Raw genomic sequence first — 22,014 nt, 5'->3', positions numbered from 1 at the left:
GTTATTAAAGCGCGCTTTCGATATGAGCAATAGCTTCGCCCACTGTCGAAATTTTTTCTGCTTGATCGTCTGGAATAGTAATGCCAAAGGCTTTTTCGAATTCCATGATCAATTCTACAGTGTCGAGTGAGTCAGCGCCTAAGTCGTTAGTAAAACTAGCTTGAGGTGTTACTTCTGATTCGTCAACGCCTAATTTGTCAACGATGATCGCTTTTACTTTGTCTGCAACTTCTGACATAACTTTAAAGTTTTTGGTTGTAAATGAAATTTGTTTTATAAATTTGCGCTGCAAAGGAACGAATTTTTTTTGGAAAAGCCATGCTTTTTCTCATAAAAATGAGATGTTTCTGCACAAATCGCACTTTAATGTGCATAAAAATTCTCTTTTTTCTCATGGTAAATATTGCTATTTTTGCTTCTGGATCAGGCAGTAACGCTGAAAACATAGTCCGTTATTTTGAATCTCATCCTTGCATATCGGTCTCATTAATTTTAACAAACAAAGCGGATGCATATGTTCTCGAAAGAGCAAAAAAACTGAATATTCCTGCAGTGGTTTTTTCAAAAACAGAGATGAATGAGAGTGATTCTCTGTTAAATTTGCTGATTGAGAATAAAATTGACTGGTTAATTTTGGCGGGATTCCTGCTAAAAGTGCCTGACAACCTCATTGCTGCATTTCCAAACCGGATTTTGAATATCCACCCGGCGCTTTTGCCTAAATATGGAGGTAAAGGTATGTATGGCAGTCGCGTACACGAAGCGATTGTTGCGGCTGGAGAAAAAGAGTCGGGTATTACGATTCACTTTGTAAATAATCACTACGATGAAGGGCAGATTGCCTTTCAGGCTACTTGTCCGGTATTACCTTCCGATACTGCGGATGATGTGGCCAATAAAGTACATGCCCTCGAATATGAACATTTCCCGCCAGTGATCGAAAAGATTATTTCGGACTCTTTATAACAAAAGAAAACCGGCAACTATCACAGGTAGTTGCCGGTTTTCTTTTTTATTTTTTCTCTTTCTTGTCTTCTTTTTCCGTTGTCTTTTTGACGCCAATTTGTTTTCGTCTTCCACCGGAGTTCGTTGATGCGTCTTTTGGTATGAAGGTGAAAATATCTTCTTTGTTTTTCGGTCGCGTGGCTTCCTTCCAGTTATAATTTTTCAAAAACATCTGGTCTTTCTTCGTTTTTTCAGGAGGATACAATGTTCCGTTGGATTGTGGCCGGAGGATAATTTTGTCCACTTTTTTATCCTTTATATACATCGTGAGAAAACTACTTTGCGTAGTATTCATCCCAATCAGAGTGCTGTCCTTGTCCCGCGGGAAATAGAGTGATTCGGAGTTGCCGCTTACATCTATCCTGTAAATCTCGCGATTCCGGATATAGGCTTTCAAATCTTTTCCTGAAATCTGGTTAAACCGGATACTGTCGCTTTGCTGTATGGCAAAGGCTGCCCGGATGACATGAATATGCTCTATCTCTTTGTTTTTTGAATAGGCATGAATTTCCTCTCCGGAAATTTGTTGCTCGTCTGACCACAAGACTGGCAGACCGTACATCCGCATCACGGAATCGCGATCGGAATAAAAAATCGAGTCGCATTTGCCCTGCAGATCGCTACGGAAAAAGCGTACGTTGTGAAACCCTTTGGCGCTTTTAAACGTCGAATCTTTCAGCATTGCCAGAGTATCGGCATGCATGTAGAGGGTATCTTCCTTTGAACGTTGAACAAGTTGCGCATGTTTGGTAACAAAACCGTAGCTTTTATTGTCGTCGTAATAGCCGTAATGCCCGTACAATGTCACTTGCTGTGCAGTGTCGTTTATTTCAACATTGTGGTAAGCATTGCCGATTCCCTGTTTTTTGTCATAAAAAATCGTATCGGCCGTCAGTTGTCTTCCGTCAGGGTTTCTGACTATTGAACGGTTCAACAGCTGTGAGTGATCGGTATGCGTGTCGTACCATCCACTGGTAGAGGTGATGGTAGTTTTATTCTTATGGACAATATTCGTCGGCCCAACGATAGTAGCAACGCCGGAGTGTGTATCATACTGCAACGTGTCGGAACGCATCACAAAATCGGGATTGACCAGCTTGACCGCCGTTTTGAAATAGGCTGTATGTGTGGTGGGGTAATATTGTCCGATGAGTGAGGTTAGTACGTTATCCCCATTGGTAATGCGCCCGCCTGTCGTATAATAACCCACGTTTACGATCCGATCGTACAAAAGTGAGTCAGTAGTCAGAATGGTGCCCTTATTTTCCATCCTTACGTTATATTTAAGATGCGCCTGTTTGCTGTTGCCATCGTAAAAGAGTACGTCGCCGTACAGGTTTAACGTATCTCCCTGTATCATGTGTACATTGCCGAAAGCATCCAGAGAGTTTTCCTGTTCGTAGAAGTAGGCGCTGTCGCAATAGAGATAGGTATTATCTTGCCGAAAACGTACGTTTTGCGAAATAATCTGCACACCTGGGAAGGCTGGGTTGGTGAGCATCACATCCGCTTTTTCGAGGAAAACGAACGATTTGCTGTTTTTGTTGATTTTGGGCAATGGCACAGGGTGTAACACCTGCTGTGCTCCCCCTTTGAATGCCGCTTCTCTGTCTACTTTTGCCTTTATCAGTTCTTCCGGACTTGTCAATGTCTGGTGTTTCGGTAAAGGAAACGATAATTTAGGATCGGTTTGTTGAGCAACTAACCAATGCAAAAACAAGCATAACGCACCTAAAAGTACGATATGCCTGTTGAATGATTTGAAAAATTCAGGTTTCAAAATGCCAGCTTGAAGTTTTAATTTCAAAGTTTAAGATTCAATGTTCAACTTTTCAATAGAGAACATGTAACTTTATTTTTTGCCCCATCCCGGATATTGGAATTTACAATCCTGCCATTTAGGATCGATGCTTACGTAAGTTTCCTTTTGTTTTTTTACGATCCAGTTGTGTATGATTTCAGTCTTTTGTTTGTTTTCAACAATAGATTTCAAAGTCTGATAATCATCTCCGAGATTTGCTTTGTGGCTGGGTGTTTTTGATTTGATTTTGATAAATGCACATACTTCGCGGTTGGTTTTGGTGTTGAGCATGACAAAGGGTTTTGAAAGCTCACCAACACTCATGCCTTCAGCCAATTTCGCAACTTCCGGCGGAAGCTGTTGCAATTCGAATTTAGATGTCCCGGTATTGGCGTTCATCATGAGCCCGTTGTTCATACGGGTGTCTTTGTCATAAGAATTTCTGGCCACAGCTTCTTCAAATGTTTGTTTTCCGCTGCGAATCAATGTCAACACGCTGTCCAGGTTGTGGATGGCTTTGTTTTCGGCATCCAGTGAAACTTGCGGTTTCATCAGGATGTGGCGGAAGTTGGCCATTTCTCCTCTTTTTTCTATCAACTGAATAATATGGAATCCGTATTCAGTTTCGACTACACGCGAAATCTTTTTGGGGTCGTTAAGCAGGAAAGCAACATTGGCAAATTCGGGCACCAACTGTCCACGACCCATAAAGCCGAGTTCTCCGCCTCGTTTTGCAGACTCTGTATCTTCTGAATAAAGACGTGCCAATGTTGAAAATTGGGATTCGCCGGAAGTAATTCTGTCGGAGAAACCGCGTAAGCGATCTTTTACCCGGTCAATTTCTTTTTGAGGAATAACAGGATCGTTAGTGACGATTTGTACTTCTAATGATGCAGGTACGGTAGGAATACTGTCTGCTTTAAGTGTTTTATAATAAGTGCGAACTTCGGCAGGGGTGATTTTGACATCACCGATCAGTTTTTTTTGCATCTCCTCAACCAACATTTGGTTTCTTGTAGGTTCGTACGACTCATTACGAATTTGAGAGAGAGGTTTATTCATGTACTCTTCCAGTTTTTCTTTTGAGCCGATCTGAGAAATCATATAGTTGATACGGCGTTCAACCGCACTGTTAATCTGACTTTCGCTCACAACAATACTGTCGAGCTTTGCCTGATGGAGAAATAACTTTTGTATAGCCATCTGTTCGGGTAATACGCAATTGGGATCACCATCGATTTTCTCGTTCTGATATTGCATCTGCAATTTTTGATTTTCAACGTCAGAGCGGAGAATGGCTTCTTCGCCAACCACCCAAATAACTTCGTCGATAATGTTGTTTTGAGCAGTGGCTAACTGTTGAAAGCCACAAAGAAAAATCAGGATTGCCAGTTTTAATGTTGTTTTCTTCATGTTTATGAATTGGAGTTACGTGTAATCAATTTTCTTTTATGCTTTTAAGCGTTTTCTGGTCTATAACGACCGGATATTTGCGTCGGAGTTCTTTCATCCACTGATCTTCCAGATAAGCCTGATAGTCGGATGTGAGAATTCCCATGACGTCGGAATAACTTTCCGGTCCGTTCTTTAATATTTTTCCGTATGTAAACACAACGGGATAAACCTTGCTCGGTGTAAAGTTTCCCGACTTAAATTCGAATTTGTCAACCGCATTGTTGTCACCCTTCACGTACAAACCTTTCTCTACTTTAGCCACAATTGTGTCTTTGTTGAGCTTTGCTGTAAGGTAGTTGTCCAATGAGTCCTTGGGCGCTTTTGCAATCAATTCCATTGCTTTCGCTTTGGTAGCTTCGTCTTTGCAAGAGATAACCCAACCTTTGAAACGGGGGTCAGCCCAGGTGTAATTACTCCGGTAGGTTCTGAAAAAGGTTTCAAGCCCTTTGGTGTCACGGGTTGCCTTGTCCCATACTTTTTCATTGCTTATGTTGAACAACAGGATGCCGTCGTGGTATTCCCGCATCAGGTTCCCGAATTCAGGATATTCTTTTTCCAGTTGTTCGTCTTTGTAATTGACCAGCGCAGTATTCGTAAATTGCTGGAATTTTTCATCAATCAGCGCCTTTTTATCTATCTGCTGGCTATTGGGATATCGGTTCAGGAAGAATGCAAAATCACACTGAGTAAGTGTTTGGTCGTCAAAAGTTGCCATGGTTCCTTCTATGTGCTCTGTCGCATTGATGAAAGCCGAATCCTTCAAGGAGTATTTCTCTGCCAGTTGGTAAAAAGGAGCAAGAGCAGCGACATTGTTTTTGAAGTTATACTGAGCTTTCAATTTGTTGATGAAAGACAGAGTGATAATGTTTGCCCGGTCATCGCGCTGGATGCGACGCTCAATTTCGGCTCTCTTTTCAGCCAGCGGTTCCAACTGTTTTGTGTCAATCAGCTTAATGATATGCCAGCCATAAGGAGATAAAACGGGGCGGCTTATTTCTCCCTTCTGTAGCTGAAATGCCGCATCTTCAAACTCTTTTACCATATTGCCGGATCCGAACCAGGGCAGCATTCCGCCATTGACAGCAGAGCTTTTGTCGTCGGAGGATTTACGGGCTAAAGCTCCAAAGTCGGCTCCGTTTTTTACTTCCCTGTAAAGGCTGTCGATAACGACCTTCATTTTGTTTTTTATCGAATCAGAAGCATCTTTCTGGACGAATTTCATGATATGAGCTACCTGTAATTTACCACGCGAAGGGCGGCGTCCGTCCACTTTGATGATGTGGTAGCCATAAGAAGTTCTTATGGGAGAACTGATCTGACCGACCGGCGTATTGTAAGCGACACTCTCGAATGGGTAAATCGTCATAAATCCGGTGATATAGCCAAGGTGCCCGCTGTTTTCTGCGGCAGAAGGATCTTCTGATTCTTTCCGTGCAACTTCATTGAAATTCTCGGGCTCGATAGTTGTCGGTTTGCATTTGCCAAACAGTTTGGTAAAAAATCCGCATTTGGGCGTGATTGTACGTGGAGCTCTTGCAATACGTTCGCGAATGGTAGCTATTTTGTTGTAGGCCGCAAGCGTGTCATCCGGTGTCGCGTTCGGTGCTAACCGGATCAAAATGTGACTTACATCTACGTCTTCCTTTAGTCTGTCGTAAGCTTCTTTCACCAGACTGTTTTGTGTGGCAGTATCGGTAAGGTAAACGGAGTTGAGCTGACGGCGGTATCCTGACAATTCTTCAAGAAAAGCTTTGGTAGTATCCATGCCGAGTGATTCTGCTTCAAGAACTTTCATCTTGAAATTCTCGAATAAGACCAGGTATTCGGCTAGCGACTTTTTATCGAGTGTGTTTTGAGTATTGTTCTTGTTGTAGAGATATTCAAATTCAGACTTGTGGATAGGATTGCCTTTAATTGTCATCAAAACAGGATCATCTCCGTTTTGTGCAACCAGGCAGCCTGCCATTGCAAAAAATGTAATCAACAATAGTTGTTTCATGTCTGATAGGGCTTGTAAAATGCCTTCCTGAAATTAGGAGTGCAACCAAATGGTCCGTTTAATCCTGAGTTTCGGTTGCTGTTAAAATATTGCCTGCAAATATACGAATTGTTTTCGTTGAGGCAATGTGAGTTTTCTATCTCAATATGCGTCAATATAGCTCAAAATCACTTAAAAAAGGTAATTCGGAGGGACGATAATCTTTGATTACTTTTTAGAACTCATCGTTACGAATGGAATGAGCATTTCCTCCAGAGAAATGCCTCCATGCTGAAACGTGTTTTTGTAGTAACTGACGTAATGATTGTAGTTGTTCGGATACGCAAAGAAATCGTCCTGCATACAATAGACATACGACGTACTGACGTTTGGTGAAGGTAACCCGTATTTGGAGGGCTGTGACATTTCAAATACTTCTTTCGGATTGTAATTCAGGTTTTTGCCTGCTTTGTACCGGAGGTTGGTGCTCGTGTTTTTGTCTCCTACAATTTTTACCGGATTGGTAACTTTGATGGTGCCGTGGTCAGTGGTCACTATCACTTTGTAGTTGCTTTCGGCCAGCGATTTGAATAAGTCATAGGTAGACGAATGGCGAAACCAGGATAAAGTGAGCGAACGGTAGGCATCCTCGCTATGAGCCAGTTCTCGTATCATCTTCGATTCCGTACGCGCGTGCGAAAGCATATCGACGAAGTTTAATACGCAAACATTCAGCTGGTTGTTGGAAAGTTGAGGTATTTTCTCAACCAATTTTTCTCCGGCGGTAGTGTCAAATATTTTGTGGAACGAAAAGCTGTATTTCTTTCGAAAACGTTCAATCTGGCTCTTCAGCAACTCTTCTTCGTGAATGTTCTTGTGCTCCTCGTCTTCTTCGCTTACCCAAAGTTCGGGAAACATCTGCACAATTTGTAACGGCATTAACCCAGAAAAAATGGCATTACGGGCATATTGTGTTGCTGTCGGGAGTATGCTGTAATAAAGTTCTTCCTTGTCAAAAACAAAAAACTCACTCAGAATCTCTTTGATAAGGCGCCACTGATCGAAGCGGAAATTATCAATCAGAATAACAAACACCTTCTCGCCCTGATCGAGCAGCGGGAAAATGCGTTTTTTGAAAAGATCGGGACTGATGAGTGGTCGGTTGTCCGGGTCTTCGAACCATTTGGCGTAGTTGCGCTTAATGAATTTGGCAAAAGCAGCGTTTGCTTCGTTTTTTTGCATCAGCAGCAGCTCGTCCATGTTGTTTTCTGCCTCGCTCAGTTCCAGTTCCCAATAAACAAGGCGGCGGTAAACTTCTTCCCAGTCGGCATGAGAGAACGAGTCATTTATTTGCATTCCAAGCTTGTTGAAGTCGGAGCGATAAGCCGAAGTGGTTTGCTCGGAAATAATTTCCCTCTTGTGAAGATTTTTTTTGAGAGTAAGCAGTATCTGGCTGGGATTTACCGGTTTGGTAAGGTAATCGGCAATTTTGTTTCCGATGGCCATGTCCATGATATTTTCCTCTTCGCTTTTCGTGATCATCACCACGGGTACAGACGGATCTATCTCTTTGATAAAGCCAAGGGTCTCAAGCCCGCTTTGACCAGGCATATTTTCATCGAGAAAGATGATGTCAAAACGTTGTTGTCGGCACATTTCCACTGCATCGGGGCCGTTGGTGGCAGTCGAAACTTCGTAACCCTTTTCTTCGAGAAAAAGGACGTAGCCCCGTAGCAGGTCAATCTCATCGTCAGTCCACAGAATCTTGTCTTTAGTCATAACGTTAAATTGCAATGTTTTGTTTCATCTATTAGAGGGGTAGTGTTCTGCGCCTGAATTCGGAGCAGACAATCGCGGTTGCCACAGCAACATTCAATGACTCAGATGTCTCTCCGCCATTGGCAAAAGAGGGTATCTCCAACCGGTTATTGATGTGCTCTGCAACTTTATCGGAAATGCCATTGCCTTCGTTGCCCATGACGATTATGGCATTATCGGGCAAACTGGCACTGTATATCGAATCACCTCCAAGGAAAGCTCCGTAAACAGGAATTTTCGGTTGGTTGTCACGGAGAAATTCGGGTAAATCGACAGCATGAATCATTACACGTCCTAATGCTCCCATTGTGGCCTGAACGGTTTTCGGGCCAAATGCGTCGGCGGTGTCGGCTGAGCAGAAAATATGCCGTATTCCGAACCAGTCGGCCAGCCGGATAATAGTTCCGAGGTTTCCCGGGTTTTGAATGCCGTCTAATGCCAGATAAAGATTGTTTTCAGAGAAGTCTGGTAGCTTGTTGTTTTGGGGTTTTTTCAAAACAGCAATTACACCCTGCGGCGTTTTTTGAGACGATGCCCTTTCAATTTCTTTGGGTGACGCATAAACGGTTTCGTCAATACGACCTTCGTATTTTTCAGTATCTTCTTTTGGAAGGATAAGCAGTTGACAGTCGAAGTATTGTAGCAACTCACGTACGCTTTTCGAACCTTCCGCCACGAAAAGACCGGAAGCATCCCGCTCCTTTTTTTGAGCAAGCGAACGAATGAATTTTATCTGGGAAGCGGATAACATAGATTTAGACAGCATTAGTTGATGGTCAAATATACGATGGATTTCGGAATGACCAACCGAAAGAGACGCCCTCTTAACATTTTATAGAGTTCTGTCGGGTATTATGTGTTATCGGGCAAGCCACGATTCGGGGTTCAACAAAGTTTTGTCTTGCCACAGCATCATGTATAGCTCTGTCTTTCCGCCGTTTTCATCGTCGACAAAGATCTTTCCTATTCGTTGACGAGGCGAAACATGGTCGCCTACATTCACATAAATTGAGGTTAAGTTAGCATAGACCGTACGATAATTTCCATGACGGATAATGATGGCATTGTTGTTGCCCGGAATGGCAAATCGCTGAGTAACAATCCCGTCAAATACGGCTCGTGCATCGGAGTTGCGCGGAGCCTGAATGTATATTCCTTTGTTATTGGTGGTTACGTGTTTCAGAACCGGGTGGGGCTGAATGCCGAAATGACCGCGGATGTAGCCTTTTTCTACCGGCCAGGGCAAGCGGCCTCTGTTCGCGGCAAAGTTACCCGAAACAAGCGCTTCCTCTTTTGTCATCATGTCAACGTAGGCTGATGTTGCCGGAAGTGCTGCTGGTGATGGTTTTGATGTTTCAACCGGAGTCTGTGCTTTTTCTTCTGTAGCAACGGGTTGTTTGGATTTTTTGCCTTGTTTTTTTGCAGCACGCTCAGCAGCTGCTCTATCCGCTGCTGCTTTCTTGGTCGCAGCCGCTTCTCTTGCCTGTTGTTCTTTGCGTCGGGCAGCCTCTCTGCGGGCTTCTTCACGGCGCATTTCCTCCATAATGGCTCTCTCTATTCTCGCATTCAGGGTATTTGCCTGGCGTTGTTGCTTTGAGAGCTGAGCCTGTAGCTCTTTGTTTTTCTTTTTTAATTCGTTGAGCGATTTATTTTCTTTTGATTGCTCGCTTTGCAATTGCTTGTTTTCCTGTTCTTTCTGGCTTAGCGTTACAACTTTCGATTGCTTGGCCTGAACGATTTCGTTTTGTTTGTGTGTGATTGTTTCCTGAACGCCTAAAATTTCATACGCTTGTTTCTTTCTATAATCGCTGCTCTCCTGAAGATAACGCAAACGACGATATGCCTGTCCAAAGGATTCTGACGAGAATAAGAAAAGTAATTGGGAGTAAGTGCTTTTGCGAATTTGTGCTTCCTGAAGCAGTCGGGCATAGTCTGCTCTCAACCGTGAAAGTCGTTGTGAAAGACGCGTTTTTTCTGATTGCAACGTGTCCATGTGCCGATCCAAAGCATTGATTTGTAGACTGAGATTTTCAATCAACACTTTTCGCGATGCAATAGTCTGGCGTATGATGGCGAGTTTTGTTTCTGATGAAGCTGCTGATTTTTTTGTGTCAATGAGCAATTTGTTGGTCATTTTCAGCTCTTCCTGCAATTTTGCTTTTTGAGCCTGCAAATCCTTGATCGATTGAGAAAAGGCAGGAAATGAAATTATTGCGAGCAATAGAAAAATGACAAAATTCCTTTTTGCGTACATCTGACCGGTTTTAGAATGGAAGAATTTGATCGAGTCCTACACGATTGTAGTCTGATAGATTAATTGCGTTGATGTTTAACGGAGTGTTAAATGTGAGCTTGTTGTACGAGATAGTAAATCCGGCTTGTTTCTGATTGTGAGATGCATCAATGGAACAGAGCGCCGGAAAAACAACTGTGTCAAACGTGCCAAAATCAGAGTAGCTGCAATTGAATTTAGCATCCGATGTGGTTTGCTCAAGCGTCGTTTTGTCCAGTTGATATTCTTTTGAAAACTGATAGTCAGCTTTCATATCTTTATACGACGTTATCCATTCATATCCGTTTTCATTCGGTGTCAGACTTGATGGAGTGGTACTCTCGTCCGGTGAGTTTAGCGGTTGGTTGGACAGGAGAGCCTGTACATCTTTAAAGCTGATAGCAACACCAAATCGTTTTTGGAAAAAGCTATAGTCGGTCACAAAATAGTTGTGATTGTTTTTGTCAATGATGGTCACCGAATCGCGACTCAATACGGCCCTGTACATCTCAATGCCAAGGATGGGCATGATGGAAAGCTGTATCACGCTGTCTTTGATTATCTTGACAGAAGACGATATGGAGTAACTCTTTTCGTGAAAAGATAGTGTAAACTTACATTTCGCAGCATTCATCGTCGAGAATTGCGGTAGATGCAACTTGGATTGAAAAGCTGATTTTGAAGTGGTGCTTGCGGTTGTTGGCGATGATGCCGTAATCTTTTTAGCGGCACTGCAGCTGACAATCATTAGCAGTGGCAGTAAAACTGCCATAGTATATCTTAAAATAGATGTCTTGATTTTCATACGATAATAATTTATTTATAAGGTCGTATGTAACTTCATGTTGTTGAAATTTTCGTAATTCACTTCAATGTGATGAGAACCAACATGATCGTTTCATTAAGCAGTTTTTAGATGGCTGAATTGCTGCCTGTTAGTAGTTTCTGGCAGTGGCAAAGTCCAAAATGGCGATAAGAGCTTCTTTTTCTTCGTTATCGGGAAATGCAGACAAAGCTTCTAATGCTTTATTTTTGTAATAAGCCATTTTTTCTTCAGCGTATGTTATGCCTCCTTTATTTCTTGCGAATTCTTGGATTTCAGCTACGTAAGATTCGTTGGTTGAAATGGACTGTATCTTGTGCAAAATGTCATGGCGTTCGCTTTCCGAAGAGATTTTGAGAGCATGAATCAGCGGAAGGGTTATTTTTCCTTCTCTTAAGTCGTTGCCTGTAGGTTTGCCGATAATATTGCTGTCAGAATAATCAAAAATATCGTCCTTAATCTGGAAGCCAATACCCAGATTTTCACCGAATTCGCGCATTCGTTTGATCTGTTCGTTATCAGCTCCGGCAGATATGGCTCCAACTTCAGTACATGCAGAAAATAAAGTGGCGGTTTTACTTTCAATAACTTTGAAGTAATGAGTCTCGCTAACCGTTTCACCATCAGCTTTGTTAAGTTGCAGAAGTTCACCTTCGGCTAAAAGCTTCCCGACATTTGCAAGGATCATCCAGATTCGGGAGTTGTTGATGCCGGTGATAACCAGAAAGCTCGCCGCCAGTAAATAATCTCCCGATAAAATTGCTGTTTTATTTCCCCACTGGGCATATACAGACGGATTTCCACGACGCTCCTTGGCTTCGTCAACGACATCATCATGCAATAAGCTGGCAGTATGCATAAGTTCCAGTGCAACAGCAGCCTGTATTGCCGTGTCGTTTATTTTTCCGCATAATTTGCTGCATAACAGAGTCAGTGTCGGACGTACTTGCTTGCCAACATTGGTCAGTAGGTATGTATATATTTCGGTTAGCTGTTGATTGTCTGAATGAAAAGCAGCTTTAAATTGCTCTTCAAAACGTTGGAAATCGTTAATAACCGGTTGCTTTATTGCAGCTATATCTTTCATTTACGAGCATTTTCTTAAAGGCACAAAGTTATAAAAAATATCGCTATAAACCTTTGGAAAAAATCAAAATGACATTTGTGCCCGGATTGCCAATTCTATTCTAAAAATGTGTATCTTTGTCTCAATTTGTGCGTATTGTGCTGCAAAATATTTTGTTAGTATGCCGAAAAGATCAGTAAAGCAACAAGTTGTTGTGTTTAGTGTGTTGTTTGTTAGTGTTTTATGTGTGTCTGCCCAAAACATTTTCTCTCATTTGGAGAGTAAAGATACATCTGCAAAAGCCGTCGTTAAAGTGCATCAGGATCAAAGAATTGAATCTTTGGTGTATGGAGTTAAAAAGAAAACGGTCACACAAACACAAACATTTGAGAATTCCGTCGGTACTGTCGAACCGTTGACGGTAGTCAATACTGTTGAGGTTCCGGGGTATCGGGTGCAGGTTTATTCCAGTAATATTCAAAAAACAGCCAAATCGGAAGCTTTCCGGATTGAGGAAGAATTTCAGCAGTTGCTTCCGAATGTTCCGGTCTATGTATCGTATCATTCTCCATTCTGGAAAGTGAGAGCGGGCAACTGCCGTACAATGCAGGACGCTCAACAACTGAAATCGGAGATAGGAGAAGCATATCCTCAGGTGAAAAGGGATTTGTATGTGGTACGGGATAAAATTAAAGTTCCGGCAAAGTAATAATTGCTTTGTTGCGGATTTAGAAATAACCAAAATCGTTTTTTTTAAAGTTGATGCAATTATGCATCAGATTAATAACATAATTCATGAGCAATATTGTAGCTATCGTAGGCCGACCTAATGTCGGAAAATCAACTCTTTTTAATCGTTTGACCAAAACCCGCAGAGCGATCGTAAACGAAGAAGCCGGTACTACCCGTGACCGTCAATATGGGAAAGTCGAATGGAACGGAAGAGAGTTTTCCCTGATTGACACCGGAGGTTGGGTGGTGAATTCAAATGATATCTTCGAAGAAGAAATTAAGCGTCAGGTTTCTATCGCTATTGAGGAATCCGATGTTGTCCTTTTTGTCGTTGATATCCTGAATGGAATTACGGACCTGGATTTGCAGGTTGCAAGCATATTGCGAAGAGGTAAAAAACCGGTTGTGTTGATCGCAAATAAAGCCGATACTTTTGATTTACAGTATCAGGCCGCAGAGTTTTATGCCTTTGGATTGGGTGATCCTTATGTGATTTCAGCTGTAAACGGTTCGGGAACCGGTGAACTTCTGGATGAAGTTTTGGCGCATCTGAAAAGCGAAGCCGAAGAAGAAGACCTCGAAGATCTTCCCAAATTTACAGTAGTTGGACGTCCTAATGCAGGAAAATCATCTCTTGTAAATGCGTTGATCGGCGATGAGCGTGCTATTGTAACGGATATTGCCGGTACTACAAGAGATTCAATTTATACGCGCTATAATAAATTCGGACATGACTTTTATCTGGTAGATACAGCCGGGATCCGGAAAAAGAGCAAGGTAAATGAAGATCTTGAGTTTTATTCGGTTTTAAGAGCGATACGGGCTATTGAAAGTTCGGATGTTTGTATCCTGATGATTGATGCTACTCGTGGAATTGAGAGCCAGGATTTGAATATTTTCTCTCTGGTTCAAAAAAACCGCAAGGGATTGGTTGTGTGTGTGAATAAATGGGATCTTGTGGACAGTAAGGAAGTGAAGGATATTAAGGCTTTTGAAAACTCAATTCGGGAACGTTTAGCCCCATTTACGGATTTTCCTATTATATTTACATCTGCGCTTACCAAGCAGCGAATATTCAAGGTGGTGGAAACAGCAGTCGCTGTTTATCAAAATAAGACCCGAAGAATATCAACTAATAAGTTGAATGAGTACTTCCTTCCACTGATAGAAAATTACCCGCCGCCGTCGACTAAAGGTAAGTATATAAAGATAAAATATGTGACACAGTTGCCAGATACGCAGGTTCCTACATTTGTATTTTTTGCCAACTTGCCACAATACGTAAAAGATCCATACATAAGGTTTCTCGAAAATAAATTACGAAGTATGTGGGAGTTTACGGGAACGCCGCTGCTATTGTTTATGAGGCACAAATAATATTAGAAACAGAACCAAAATCTATAGAGAAATAAAAAATTAATGAAATTGAGGGAACATGTAAAAATTATAGTGTTAATGGCTATGATTCTTATGGGGTCATGCTTTAATGTGTCTGCTCAGGGTTATGACTATGAGGCGCATGAACATTCCATCTCTGTCGGAATTGGTTATGGTTACATGTTCAGTGATGCTGCTGCTACTTATTCAGCGCATGGATTCTTTAAAGATTTTATCCAACAGGATGTGGGGACGATATATACTGCGGAATACCGGAAATACCTTATGGCCGGTCTTGCCTATGTAGCTAATATCGGATTGCAAAAGTATCAGGGTACCCGCGATTTTACCCGGCATCCCCGCGATTATAAATACTCTGCTTTTATCGGAGAAGTTTCAGGCTTGGTAAATTTTGAAATGTTCTCTTTCTTTTCAGAACAACGAATTCCTATTGACTTGTATTTAGTAGGTGGGGTGGGGCTGATCGGTGCCAGTGTTTCCGATCAGAGTTTCTCTCCGACTTCCGGTCGTCCCAATAAGGGTGATAAGCTTTCAAAAAGCGGGGGTGGAATAAATTTTATTGCAGGATTAGGACTGCGTTTCCCCATTACAAAAATCATCGATTTGAGATTTGAAGGGAAGTATCACTTCGGAACAAGTGATTATCTGGATGGGTATTCACCATATTATTCAAAACACCCCGACCTGATAGTCGAGGGTGTTGTGAAGGTGTCTTATCATTTGCTTGATAAAGCCTGTAATTGCAGATAAAAACCTTGCAGCCCTTAACGGGTTGCAAGATAATTCAATACATTCTTTTCGATTCTTTCCGAAATGTTTGTGGTATCGGCTTTGTCGAATGATTCACCGGTGATGTTCTCGAACAATTCGATGTAGCGTTCGCTGATTCCAGTTACAATTTCTTCGGTCATTTCAGGAACTTTCTGTCCTTCTTTCCCCTGAAAGCCATTGTCCATCAACCATTCGCGAACAAATTCCTTGGAAAGTTGTTTCTGAGCTTCGCCTTTTTCAAAGCGTTCCTGATACCCTTCTGCATAGAAGTAACGTGAAGAGTCGGGGGTGTGAATTTCGTCGATCAGATAAATTTTTCCGTCGTATTTGCCAAATTCATATTTGGTATCAACGAGAATCAGGCCGCGTTCAGCAGCAATTTCGGTGCCACGGGCAAATAATGCCAAAGTGTATTTTTCCAAAACAGCATACTCATCAGCTGAAACCAAACCTTGTTTGATGATTTCATCCTTTGAAATGTCTTCGTCGTGGAGACCCAACTCAGCTTTAGTTGTCGGGGTGATGATGGGTAGTGGAAATTTTTCGTTTTCACGCATACCATCAGGCAATTTTACACCGCAAATTTCGCGAACACCGCTTTTGTAAGCACGCCAGGCGCTTCCGCAAAGATAAGCGCGTACAATCATTTCAACCGGATACGAAGCGCAACGAACACCAACGGTTACCATCGGGTCAGGTGTAGCGAGTTTCCAGTTTGGGCAAATGTCAGAGCTGGCATCCAGGAATTTGGCGGCAATCTGGTTCAACATTTGTCCTTTGAAAGGAATTCCCTTCGGTAATACAACGTCAAATGCAGAAATTCGGTCGGTAGCAACCATCACCAAAAGATCTCCGATGCTGTATACATCGCGCACTTTTCCATGATAGACTCCCGTTTGCCCGGGAAAATTAAATTCAGTAGCTGTTAATGCTTGTCTCATTATATTTTACGATTTATACGGTTATAAATGACAAAAGAAATTTACGCGTGGCAAAGATACGCAGTAAATTTCTTTCATCAATTGTTCATAGTTAATTTTATCAGATTTCCCAGGAATCGAGGCTCTTCAATAAGTCGTCAAAAGTCTTGATCTTGGATTTCGCCTGAACCTCTTCAATTTGTTGAACAAGCTCATCGTTGTAGGTGCTTGTGGCAAAATTACGGATCACACCCATTGCCACAGGCATATCCGGACCGGTCATGTTGGCCAGTTTCAGATGTAAAGTATTATCTTCGGTAGTGGCATCGTGCACCAGAATGTCTTTTTCGGTGATGCCATTTTCTCCCAGAGTAACCACTTTCAGGTTAAAGCCGTCGAGCATAAGACCCTTTTCGTTGTCTTTGCCGAATAACATTGGTTTTCCCTGTTCCAGCGTGATGGTCTTTTCGGCACGGGCTTCTTTAGAGCTGATCTCTTTGTGAGCGCCGTCGTTGAAAATAACGCAGTTTTGCAACACTTCAACAACAGAGGTTCCTTTGTGCTTGGCCGCAGCCCCCATTACATCGGTCGATCCTTTGGTGTCTACATCGATGGTACGGGCAAAGAATGTTCCGCGTGCGCCGAAAGTCAATTCTGCAGGTCGGAAAGGACGCTCAATCGTTCCGAAAGGAGAAGATTTGGTAATCAAACCTTTCTTTGATGTCGGAGAATACTGACCTTTCGTAAGACCATAAATTTCGTTGTTGTGCAATACGATGTTGATGTCGATGTTGCGACGAACGGCATGGATGAAGTGATTTCCACCGATGGCCAAACAGTCGCCGTCGCCGGTGAATTGCCATACGGTTAAATCAGGATTGGCCGATTTTACGCCGGTTGCAACAGCCGCAGCACGGCCGTGAATGGTATGGAAACCATAAGTATTCATGTAATAAGTCAGACGGGAAGAACATCCGATACCGGAAATCACCGCAGTCTGAGATGGGTCAACGCCTAGTTCTGCCATTGCTTTGTAAATAGAATTCAAAATGGCAAAGTCACCGCAACCCGGGCACCAGCGCACGTATTGGTCGCTTTTAAAATCTTGTGCTGTATATGTTTGAGAACTCATAATTGGCAGATTAAAGAGATGTTATATGTTCAACGATTTCATGGACTTCGAAGGGCTGTCCCTGAACCTTGTTGAACTGTGAAAAAGTGATTTCAGGAAGTTGAGAACGAAGGTAGCTGGCAAACTGGCCGTTATTTAATTCGCAAACAACTATTTTCTTGTAGTTCGAAAGAACTTCACGGGTATTCTTTGGTAGCGGCATAATGTAGTTGAAATGAGCCAAAGCTGCTTTGCTGCCGGTTTCGTTCAACTTGTCAACTGCCGAACGCAGGTGTCCGCAAGTTCCGCCCCAACCCACAATAAGGGTGTCGGCCGAAGCATCTCCGTAAACTTCCAGTTCGGGGATATAATCTGCAATTTTATCAATTTTGGCCTGACGTACGTCAACCATTTTTTGGTGGTTTTTCGGGTCGGTGGAGATAGCACCTGTGAGGAAATCTTTTTCAAGACCGCCAACACGGTGGTTGTATCCCGGAGTTCCCGGAGCTACCCAGTAACGGTTTAGTTTTTCAGGATCACGCATGTAAGCTTTCCATGTTTCGGCAGGTTCTGTCGGACGTGGAGCTACGATGGCGGGGTATTCGCTTAGTTTTGGCAATTTCCACAAAGAGGTGCCATTCGCGATGAAACCGTCGGTTAACAAAATAACCGGAGTTACATGTTCCACCGCAATTTTAGCTGCCATGAAAGCGTAGTCGAAGCAGTCGTCCGGTGTTCCTGCTGCAATTACAACCAACGGACATTCTCCGTTACGGCCGTAAAGTGCCTGCAGAAGGTCTGCCTGTTCGGTTTTGGTAGGAAGTCCGGTAGACGGTCCGCCACGCTGAACATCAACAATCACCAGAGGTAATTCTGCCATTACAGCCAGGCCGATAGCTTCACTTTTCAGTGCCAGGCCGGGTCCTGATGTGGAAGTCGCTGCCAGATTTCCGGCAAAGCTTGCTCCGATAGCGGTACAGATACCTGCAATTTCGTCTTCCGACTGAACAACGCGTACGCCCAAATCTTTGCGGGCTGCAAGTTCGTGCATAACGTCAGTTGCCGGGGTGATTGGATAACTACCCAGGAATAGTTGTAAGCCGGCTTTTTCGGCAGCCGCAATCAAACCGAAAGCTACAGCTTTATTACCGTTGATACTTGTATAGCGTCCTTTGTCAATTTCAGATTTGCCGATATGATATGTCGATACAGCAGCATGTGTGTTGCTACCATAGTTGAAGCCATCGATCAGTACTTTGAGGTTGGCTTGAAGGATAGCAGGTTTCTTTGAAAACTTGGTTTCCAGGAAATGCTGCGCTTTGTCAATTGGACGGTTGAATAACCAACAAGCCAGACCGAGAGCAAACATATTCTTTGAGCGAACAATAGTTTTGTTGTCAAACCCGCTGTTTTCAAGGCTTAATTTTGTCAGGTCGGTGAGGGGAGCGCCCAGTAATTGAACGTTTTTCAAACCAAGTTCTTCAAATGGATTGTCAGTGACAAAACCTGCTTTTTTCAAGCCTGATTCGTCGAAGGTGTTTTCATCAAAAAGGATTACACCACCCGGTTTGATAGCTTTTACGTTTACTTTCAGGGCTGCCGGGTTCATAACTACTAAAACATCGGCCTGATCGCCCGGAGTATTGATTTTTTGTGCACCGAGGTGAACCTGAAAACCTGATACGCCGCCTAGTGTTCCTTGCGGAGCGCGAATTTCGGCAGGATAGTCAGGAAATGTGGAGATTTCGTTGCCAAGGATGGCTGACAAATTGGAAAAAAGTGTGCCGGTGAGCTGCATTCCATCGCCAGAGTCGCCGGAGAATCGAACAACCACTTGATCCAATTCAATTACTTTTGCTGTTTTCGACATGAGGGTTATATTGGTTGTGTAGTTAAATATGTCTTGTTTAGAGCATTATATCTTTGTGAAACAAAGTATTTACTTGACTGCAAAGGTACAAACTATATTGAGATTCGATGTTTTTTTGGTATTTTTATTTCAAAAAGATACACATTTTAATTGCATTTATTATTTGTTGCAATATGTTTAGATTGGGCGGTGGCTGCTATCATAGCAACCACCGTGTATCTATCTCATTTTCGGCTTCGTTGTTCCAGTGCCACGTAATCTTTCCGGTCTGCCACGTTTTTATAAGCCGGACGGATAATTCGTTTACTATCAAAGTTTAGCTCTTCAATTCGGTGAGCCATCCAGCCTGCAATACGTGCCATGGCAAAGATCGGTGTAAAGACTTCTTTAGGCAGACCAATCATTTCGTAAACAAATCCGGAATAAAAGTCAACGTTGGCACAAACGCGCTTGTTGACGTTGTTTCCTTTGAACTCCATGAAGGTTTCCACGCCCAGTTTTTCGATCAGCTCGAGGAACGCAAATTCATCCTCGCGGCCTTTTTCTTTTGCCAGATCACGAGCCATTACTTTCAAAATTTCAGCACGCGGATCAGAAATGGTATAAACGGCATGGCCAATACCGTAAATAAGACCGGTGCGGTTATATGCTTCTTTGCGGAGCATTTTCAGCAGATATTCTTTGATTTCGGCTTCGTTATTCCAGTCGGAAATAACCTCTTTCAGGTGATTGAACATGTCGATTACCTTGAGATTGGCACCCCCGTGCAATGGTCCTTTCAACGATCCAATGGCGGCTGTTACCGACGAATAGGTGTCGGTTCCTGACGAACTGGTAACACGGATGGTGAAGGTCGAGTTGTTACCTCCACCGTGATCGGCATGAAGTACCAGTGCCATGTCCAAAATGCGGGCATCCAGTTCTGTATAGTTGTCCGGCCCTTTGAGCATATAAAGGAAGTTCTCAGCGATCGAGAGGTTGTCCTTGGGGTGACGAATTGCCATGGTTCTTCCCTGATAGGTGTGGCGCATGCTATGATAAGCATAAGCAATGATAGTAGGGAACTTGGCGATAAGCGACACTGCCTGCTTCATCAGGTTCTCGCGCGAAGTATTGTCTGCTTCTTCGTCGAAGGTGTACATAATCATGACGGAACGAGCCAAAATATTCATGATATCATGCCCTTGTAATTGTAGGATACTGAACTTCGACATGTCTTCAATGCGGCGTTGTTCTGAAATCAGCTCGTTGAAAGAATCCAGTTCTTCTTTTGACGGAAGGTAACCAGCTAAAAGGAGAAACACTGTTTCTTCGAACCCAAAACGATGGGTCTTTTGTAACGATTCGGCGATGTCTTCCACGTCAATGCCACGATAGATAAGTTTACCGGGAATAGCTTTCAGCGGCCCCCCTTCCTGTCGTTCGTAACCCACAACATCGCCGATTGTGGTCAGGCCGACCAATACTCCGGAGTGGTCTTCGTTACGCAGACCACGCTTTACATTATATTTGATAAAAAGCTCGTTGTCGATGTAACTTGTGACTTTGATGGAATCAGTCAGCTTTTTAATGATGTCATCTGTACTCATAACCTTTCATGTTATAAAATTAATACTACAGGTTCTTTCTCTCGTCAGACTCAGGAAATCTTACTCCGGTCTGTTGGTTTGTTCAAATGTGGGGATGCCACAAAATATTTTAGTGTACCAGAATTTTCGATTTATAACAAACTGATCAATGCATCTGCATATTCGTTTGTCGAAAGCAGGGTTGCATTCTCCGTCTGCGAATAGAGATCAGCCGTCATCTTGCGTTCAGCCATCAGTTTTTCAATGGCATTTTCGATCAATACCGAAGCTTCGTTCCAGCCCAGATAGTCGAGCATCATTACGCCCGAAAGCAGCAATGACGACGGATTGGCTTTGCCCGTTCCTGCAATGTCGGGAGCGGTGCCATGGGTCGCCTCGAAAATGGCGTGGCCACTATTGTAGTTGATGTTTGCTCCCGGAGCTATGCCTATTCCTCCCACGCAGGCAGCCAGCTGATCCGATACGTAATCTCCGTTCAGGTTCATGGTGGCAATTACAGAGTGTTCCTCCGGATGCAGTAACGATTCTTGCAGGAATGCGTCACAAATCACATCTTTCACAATAATTTTGACTTCTTTGACGGCATGTTTGTAAACGGCATCGGCAGCCTCTTTCCCTTCGCTTTTCTTTATTTGCTGGTATTCGGCCATCGTGAATACTTTATCTCCGAATTCTGCTTCGGCCAGTTTGTAGCCCCAGTTTTTGAAGGCACCTTCGGTGAATTTCATAATGTTGCCTTTGTGGACCAGCGTTACAGACGGTAATTTGCGGTCGACCGCAAACTGAATAGCGGCACGAACCAAGCGCTCCGAACCCTCTTTCGAAACCGGTTTTACACCGAAGGAGGATGTTTCTGGAAAACGAACCTTTGTCACACCCATCTCTTCGATCAGGAATTTCTTGAATTTTTCGCAGTTGGCATCGCCAGTCATGTATTCGATTCCGGCATAAATATCTTCGGTGTTTTCGCGGAAGATAAACATGTTGACCTTCTCGGGATGAATCACAGGTGAGGGAACTCCCTTAAACCATCGTACGGGGCGCAGGCAGACAAACAGGTCGAGTGTTTGACGAAGCGCTACGTTCAACGAACGGATGCCTTCGCCAATCGGCGTGGTCAGCGGACCTTTGATACCGACGAGGTATTCCTGAAAAGCAGCCAGTGTTTCGTCTGGTAACCATGAACCGGTTTGCTCGAATGCTTTGCCTCCGGCCAGCACTTCTTTCCATTCAATGGAATGCTTTCCATTATAGGCTTTCGTAACAGCGGCATTGATTACCTTTTGTGCAGCCCCGGTTATTTCGGGGCCGATACCATCGCCTTCAATAAACGGGATGGTAACTATATCGGGTACGGTCAGTTGACCGTTTGTACAAGTAACTTTCATTCTTTTGTTGAATTGTT

Annotated in this window: 19 protein-coding genes; 4 read left to right on the top strand and 15 right to left on the bottom strand. The window is 43.2% G+C overall.

What is annotated here, in order from left to right; genetic code table 11:
• Positions 1-4 precede the first annotated feature (4 nt).
• Positions 5-238 carry an acyl carrier protein gene (locus PJIAN_RS00940; RefSeq protein WP_068701161.1) on the bottom strand — a complete coding sequence of 78 codons (234 nt, stop codon included), beginning with the start codon at positions 236-238 and terminating at the stop codon, positions 5-7.
• Positions 239-242: 4 nt separating this feature from the next.
• Entirely contained in the window at positions 243-446 is a 204-nt protein-coding gene (locus PJIAN_RS15005) for a hypothetical protein (RefSeq protein WP_236714378.1), read from the bottom strand.
• Between PJIAN_RS15005 and purN the strand changes: the two genes are divergently transcribed.
• Entirely contained in the window at positions 367-966 is a 600-nt protein-coding gene (gene purN, locus PJIAN_RS00935; RefSeq protein WP_236714354.1) for a phosphoribosylglycinamide formyltransferase, read from the top strand. The genes PJIAN_RS15005 and purN overlap by 80 nt on opposite strands.
• 46 nt (positions 967-1,012) lie before the next feature.
• On the opposite strand, the gene PJIAN_RS00930 is transcribed toward purN, so the two are convergent.
• From PJIAN_RS00930 to PJIAN_RS00895, 8 genes are all read right to left on the bottom strand, one after another.
• Positions 1,013-2,785 (bottom strand): OstA-like protein, encoded by a 1,773-nt coding sequence (locus tag PJIAN_RS00930; protein ID WP_153802440.1) that lies wholly within the window; start codon positions 2,783-2,785, stop codon positions 1,013-1,015.
• Between the two features lie 72 nt (positions 2,786-2,857).
• Positions 2,858-4,219, bottom strand: a complete 1,362-nt coding sequence (locus tag PJIAN_RS00925; protein WP_068701159.1) for a peptidylprolyl isomerase — start codon at positions 4,217-4,219, stop codon at positions 2,858-2,860.
• A 25-nt stretch (positions 4,220-4,244) separates the two neighbouring features.
• The gene (locus PJIAN_RS00920; protein WP_068701158.1) at positions 4,245-6,260 is read right to left on the bottom strand and encodes a peptidylprolyl isomerase; all 2,016 of its coding nucleotides are present in this window, start codon (positions 6,258-6,260) and stop codon (positions 4,245-4,247) included.
• Between the two features lie 207 nt (positions 6,261-6,467).
• Positions 6,468-8,018, bottom strand: a complete 1,551-nt coding sequence (porX, locus tag PJIAN_RS00915; protein WP_068701157.1) for a T9SS response regulator signal transducer PorX — start codon at positions 8,016-8,018, stop codon at positions 6,468-6,470.
• 31 nt (positions 8,019-8,049) lie between these two features.
• The gene (locus tag PJIAN_RS00910; protein WP_068701156.1) at positions 8,050-8,808 is read right to left on the bottom strand and encodes a TrmH family RNA methyltransferase; all 759 of its coding nucleotides are present in this window, start codon (positions 8,806-8,808) and stop codon (positions 8,050-8,052) included.
• Positions 8,809-8,916: 108 nt separating this feature from the next.
• Positions 8,917-10,311, bottom strand: a complete 1,395-nt coding sequence (locus PJIAN_RS00905; protein ID WP_084252198.1) for a murein hydrolase activator EnvC family protein — start codon at positions 10,309-10,311, stop codon at positions 8,917-8,919.
• A gap of 10 nt (positions 10,312-10,321) precedes the next feature.
• The gene (gene lolB1 / locus PJIAN_RS00900; RefSeq protein ID WP_084252197.1) at positions 10,322-11,134 is read right to left on the bottom strand and encodes a lipoprotein insertase outer membrane protein LolB1; all 813 of its coding nucleotides are present in this window, start codon (positions 11,132-11,134) and stop codon (positions 10,322-10,324) included.
• A 130-nt stretch (positions 11,135-11,264) separates the two neighbouring features.
• Entirely contained in the window at positions 11,265-12,239 is a 975-nt protein-coding gene (locus tag PJIAN_RS00895) for a polyprenyl synthetase family protein (RefSeq protein WP_068701153.1), read from the bottom strand.
• A 160-nt stretch (positions 12,240-12,399) separates the two neighbouring features.
• Between PJIAN_RS00895 and PJIAN_RS00890 the strand changes: the two genes are divergently transcribed.
• The 3 genes from PJIAN_RS00890 to PJIAN_RS00880 all read left to right on the top strand — a co-directional run bounded on the left by PJIAN_RS00890 (position 12,400) and on the right by PJIAN_RS00880 (position 15,098).
• A complete protein-coding gene (locus tag PJIAN_RS00890) occupies positions 12,400-12,927 on the top strand; it encodes an SPOR domain-containing protein (RefSeq protein ID WP_068701152.1) in 528 nt (175 codons plus the stop codon).
• A gap of 86 nt (positions 12,928-13,013) precedes the next feature.
• On the top strand, positions 13,014-14,327 hold the full coding sequence (der, locus tag PJIAN_RS00885) for a ribosome biogenesis GTPase Der (RefSeq protein WP_068701151.1): 1,314 nt from the start codon (positions 13,014-13,016) through the stop codon (positions 14,325-14,327).
• Positions 14,328-14,405: 78 nt separating this feature from the next.
• On the top strand, positions 14,406-15,098 hold the full coding sequence (locus PJIAN_RS00880; RefSeq protein ID WP_068701150.1) for a hypothetical protein: 693 nt from the start codon (positions 14,406-14,408) through the stop codon (positions 15,096-15,098).
• A 14-nt stretch (positions 15,099-15,112) separates the two neighbouring features.
• Here the strand turns inward: PJIAN_RS00880 and PJIAN_RS00875 are convergent, their stop codons facing one another.
• From PJIAN_RS00875 to icd, 5 genes are all read right to left on the bottom strand, one after another.
• Positions 15,113-16,060, bottom strand: a complete 948-nt coding sequence (locus PJIAN_RS00875) for a phosphoribosylaminoimidazolesuccinocarboxamide synthase (RefSeq protein WP_068701149.1) — start codon at positions 16,058-16,060, stop codon at positions 15,113-15,115.
• A 100-nt stretch (positions 16,061-16,160) separates the two neighbouring features.
• On the bottom strand, positions 16,161-17,171 hold the full coding sequence (locus PJIAN_RS00870) for a 2-oxoacid:ferredoxin oxidoreductase subunit beta (RefSeq protein ID WP_068701148.1): 1,011 nt from the start codon (positions 17,169-17,171) through the stop codon (positions 16,161-16,163).
• Between the two features lie 10 nt (positions 17,172-17,181).
• Positions 17,182-19,020 carry a 2-oxoacid:acceptor oxidoreductase subunit alpha gene (locus PJIAN_RS00865; RefSeq protein WP_068701147.1) on the bottom strand — a complete coding sequence of 613 codons (1,839 nt, stop codon included), beginning with the start codon at positions 19,018-19,020 and terminating at the stop codon, positions 17,182-17,184.
• 224 nt (positions 19,021-19,244) lie between these two features.
• Positions 19,245-20,609 carry a citrate synthase gene (locus tag PJIAN_RS00860; RefSeq protein ID WP_068701146.1) on the bottom strand — a complete coding sequence of 455 codons (1,365 nt, stop codon included), beginning with the start codon at positions 20,607-20,609 and terminating at the stop codon, positions 19,245-19,247.
• A 131-nt stretch (positions 20,610-20,740) separates the two neighbouring features.
• A complete protein-coding gene (gene icd / locus PJIAN_RS00855; protein ID WP_068701145.1) occupies positions 20,741-21,997 on the bottom strand; it encodes an NADP-dependent isocitrate dehydrogenase in 1,257 nt (418 codons plus the stop codon).
• Between the last annotated feature and the right edge of the window lie 17 nt (positions 21,998-22,014).

Source organism: Paludibacter jiangxiensis (assembly GCF_001618385.1).
Classification (GTDB): Bacteria; Bacteroidota; Bacteroidia; order Bacteroidales; family Paludibacteraceae; genus Microbacter; species Microbacter jiangxiensis.
Note: the sequence above shows the minus strand (reverse complement) of the source record. Positions and strands in the feature narration are given on the sequence as shown.

Coding starts and splice junctions, on each gene's coding strand:
- PJIAN_RS00940 (WP_068701161.1), bottom strand. CDS start 238: ATGTCAGAAGTTGCAGACAAAGTAAAAGCGATCATCGTTGACAAATTA.
- purN (WP_236714354.1), top strand. CDS start 367: ATGTGCATAAAAATTCTCTTTTTTCTCATGGTAAATATTGCTATTTTT.
- PJIAN_RS15005 (WP_236714378.1), bottom strand. CDS start 446: ATGTTTTCAGCGTTACTGCCTGATCCAGAAGCAAAAATAGCAATATTT.
- PJIAN_RS00925 (WP_068701159.1), bottom strand. CDS start 4,219: ATGAAGAAAACAACATTAAAACTGGCAATCCTGATTTTTCTTTGTGGC.
- PJIAN_RS00920 (WP_068701158.1), bottom strand. CDS start 6,260: ATGAAACAACTATTGTTGATTACATTTTTTGCAATGGCAGGCTGCCTG.
- porX (WP_068701157.1), bottom strand. CDS start 8,018: ATGACTAAAGACAAGATTCTGTGGACTGACGATGAGATTGACCTGCTA.
- PJIAN_RS00910 (WP_068701156.1), bottom strand. CDS start 8,808: ATGTTATCCGCTTCCCAGATAAAATTCATTCGTTCGCTTGCTCAAAAA.
- PJIAN_RS00905 (WP_084252198.1), bottom strand. CDS start 10,311: ATGTACGCAAAAAGGAATTTTGTCATTTTTCTATTGCTCGCAATAATT.
- lolB1 (WP_084252197.1), bottom strand. CDS start 11,134: ATGAAAATCAAGACATCTATTTTAAGATATACTATGGCAGTTTTACTG.
- PJIAN_RS00895 (WP_068701153.1), bottom strand. CDS start 12,239: ATGAAAGATATAGCTGCAATAAAGCAACCGGTTATTAACGATTTCCAA.
- PJIAN_RS00890 (WP_068701152.1), top strand. CDS start 12,400: ATGCCGAAAAGATCAGTAAAGCAACAAGTTGTTGTGTTTAGTGTGTTG.
- der (WP_068701151.1), top strand. CDS start 13,014: ATGAGCAATATTGTAGCTATCGTAGGCCGACCTAATGTCGGAAAATCA.
- PJIAN_RS00880 (WP_068701150.1), top strand. CDS start 14,406: ATGGCTATGATTCTTATGGGGTCATGCTTTAATGTGTCTGCTCAGGGT.
- PJIAN_RS00875 (WP_068701149.1), bottom strand. CDS start 16,060: ATGAGACAAGCATTAACAGCTACTGAATTTAATTTTCCCGGGCAAACG.
- PJIAN_RS00870 (WP_068701148.1), bottom strand. CDS start 17,171: ATGAGTTCTCAAACATATACAGCACAAGATTTTAAAAGCGACCAATAC.
- PJIAN_RS00865 (WP_068701147.1), bottom strand. CDS start 19,020: ATGTCGAAAACAGCAAAAGTAATTGAATTGGATCAAGTGGTTGTTCGA.
- PJIAN_RS00860 (WP_068701146.1), bottom strand. CDS start 20,609: ATGAGTACAGATGACATCATTAAAAAGCTGACTGATTCCATCAAAGTC.
- icd (WP_068701145.1), bottom strand. CDS start 21,997: ATGAAAGTTACTTGTACAAACGGTCAACTGACCGTACCCGATATAGTT.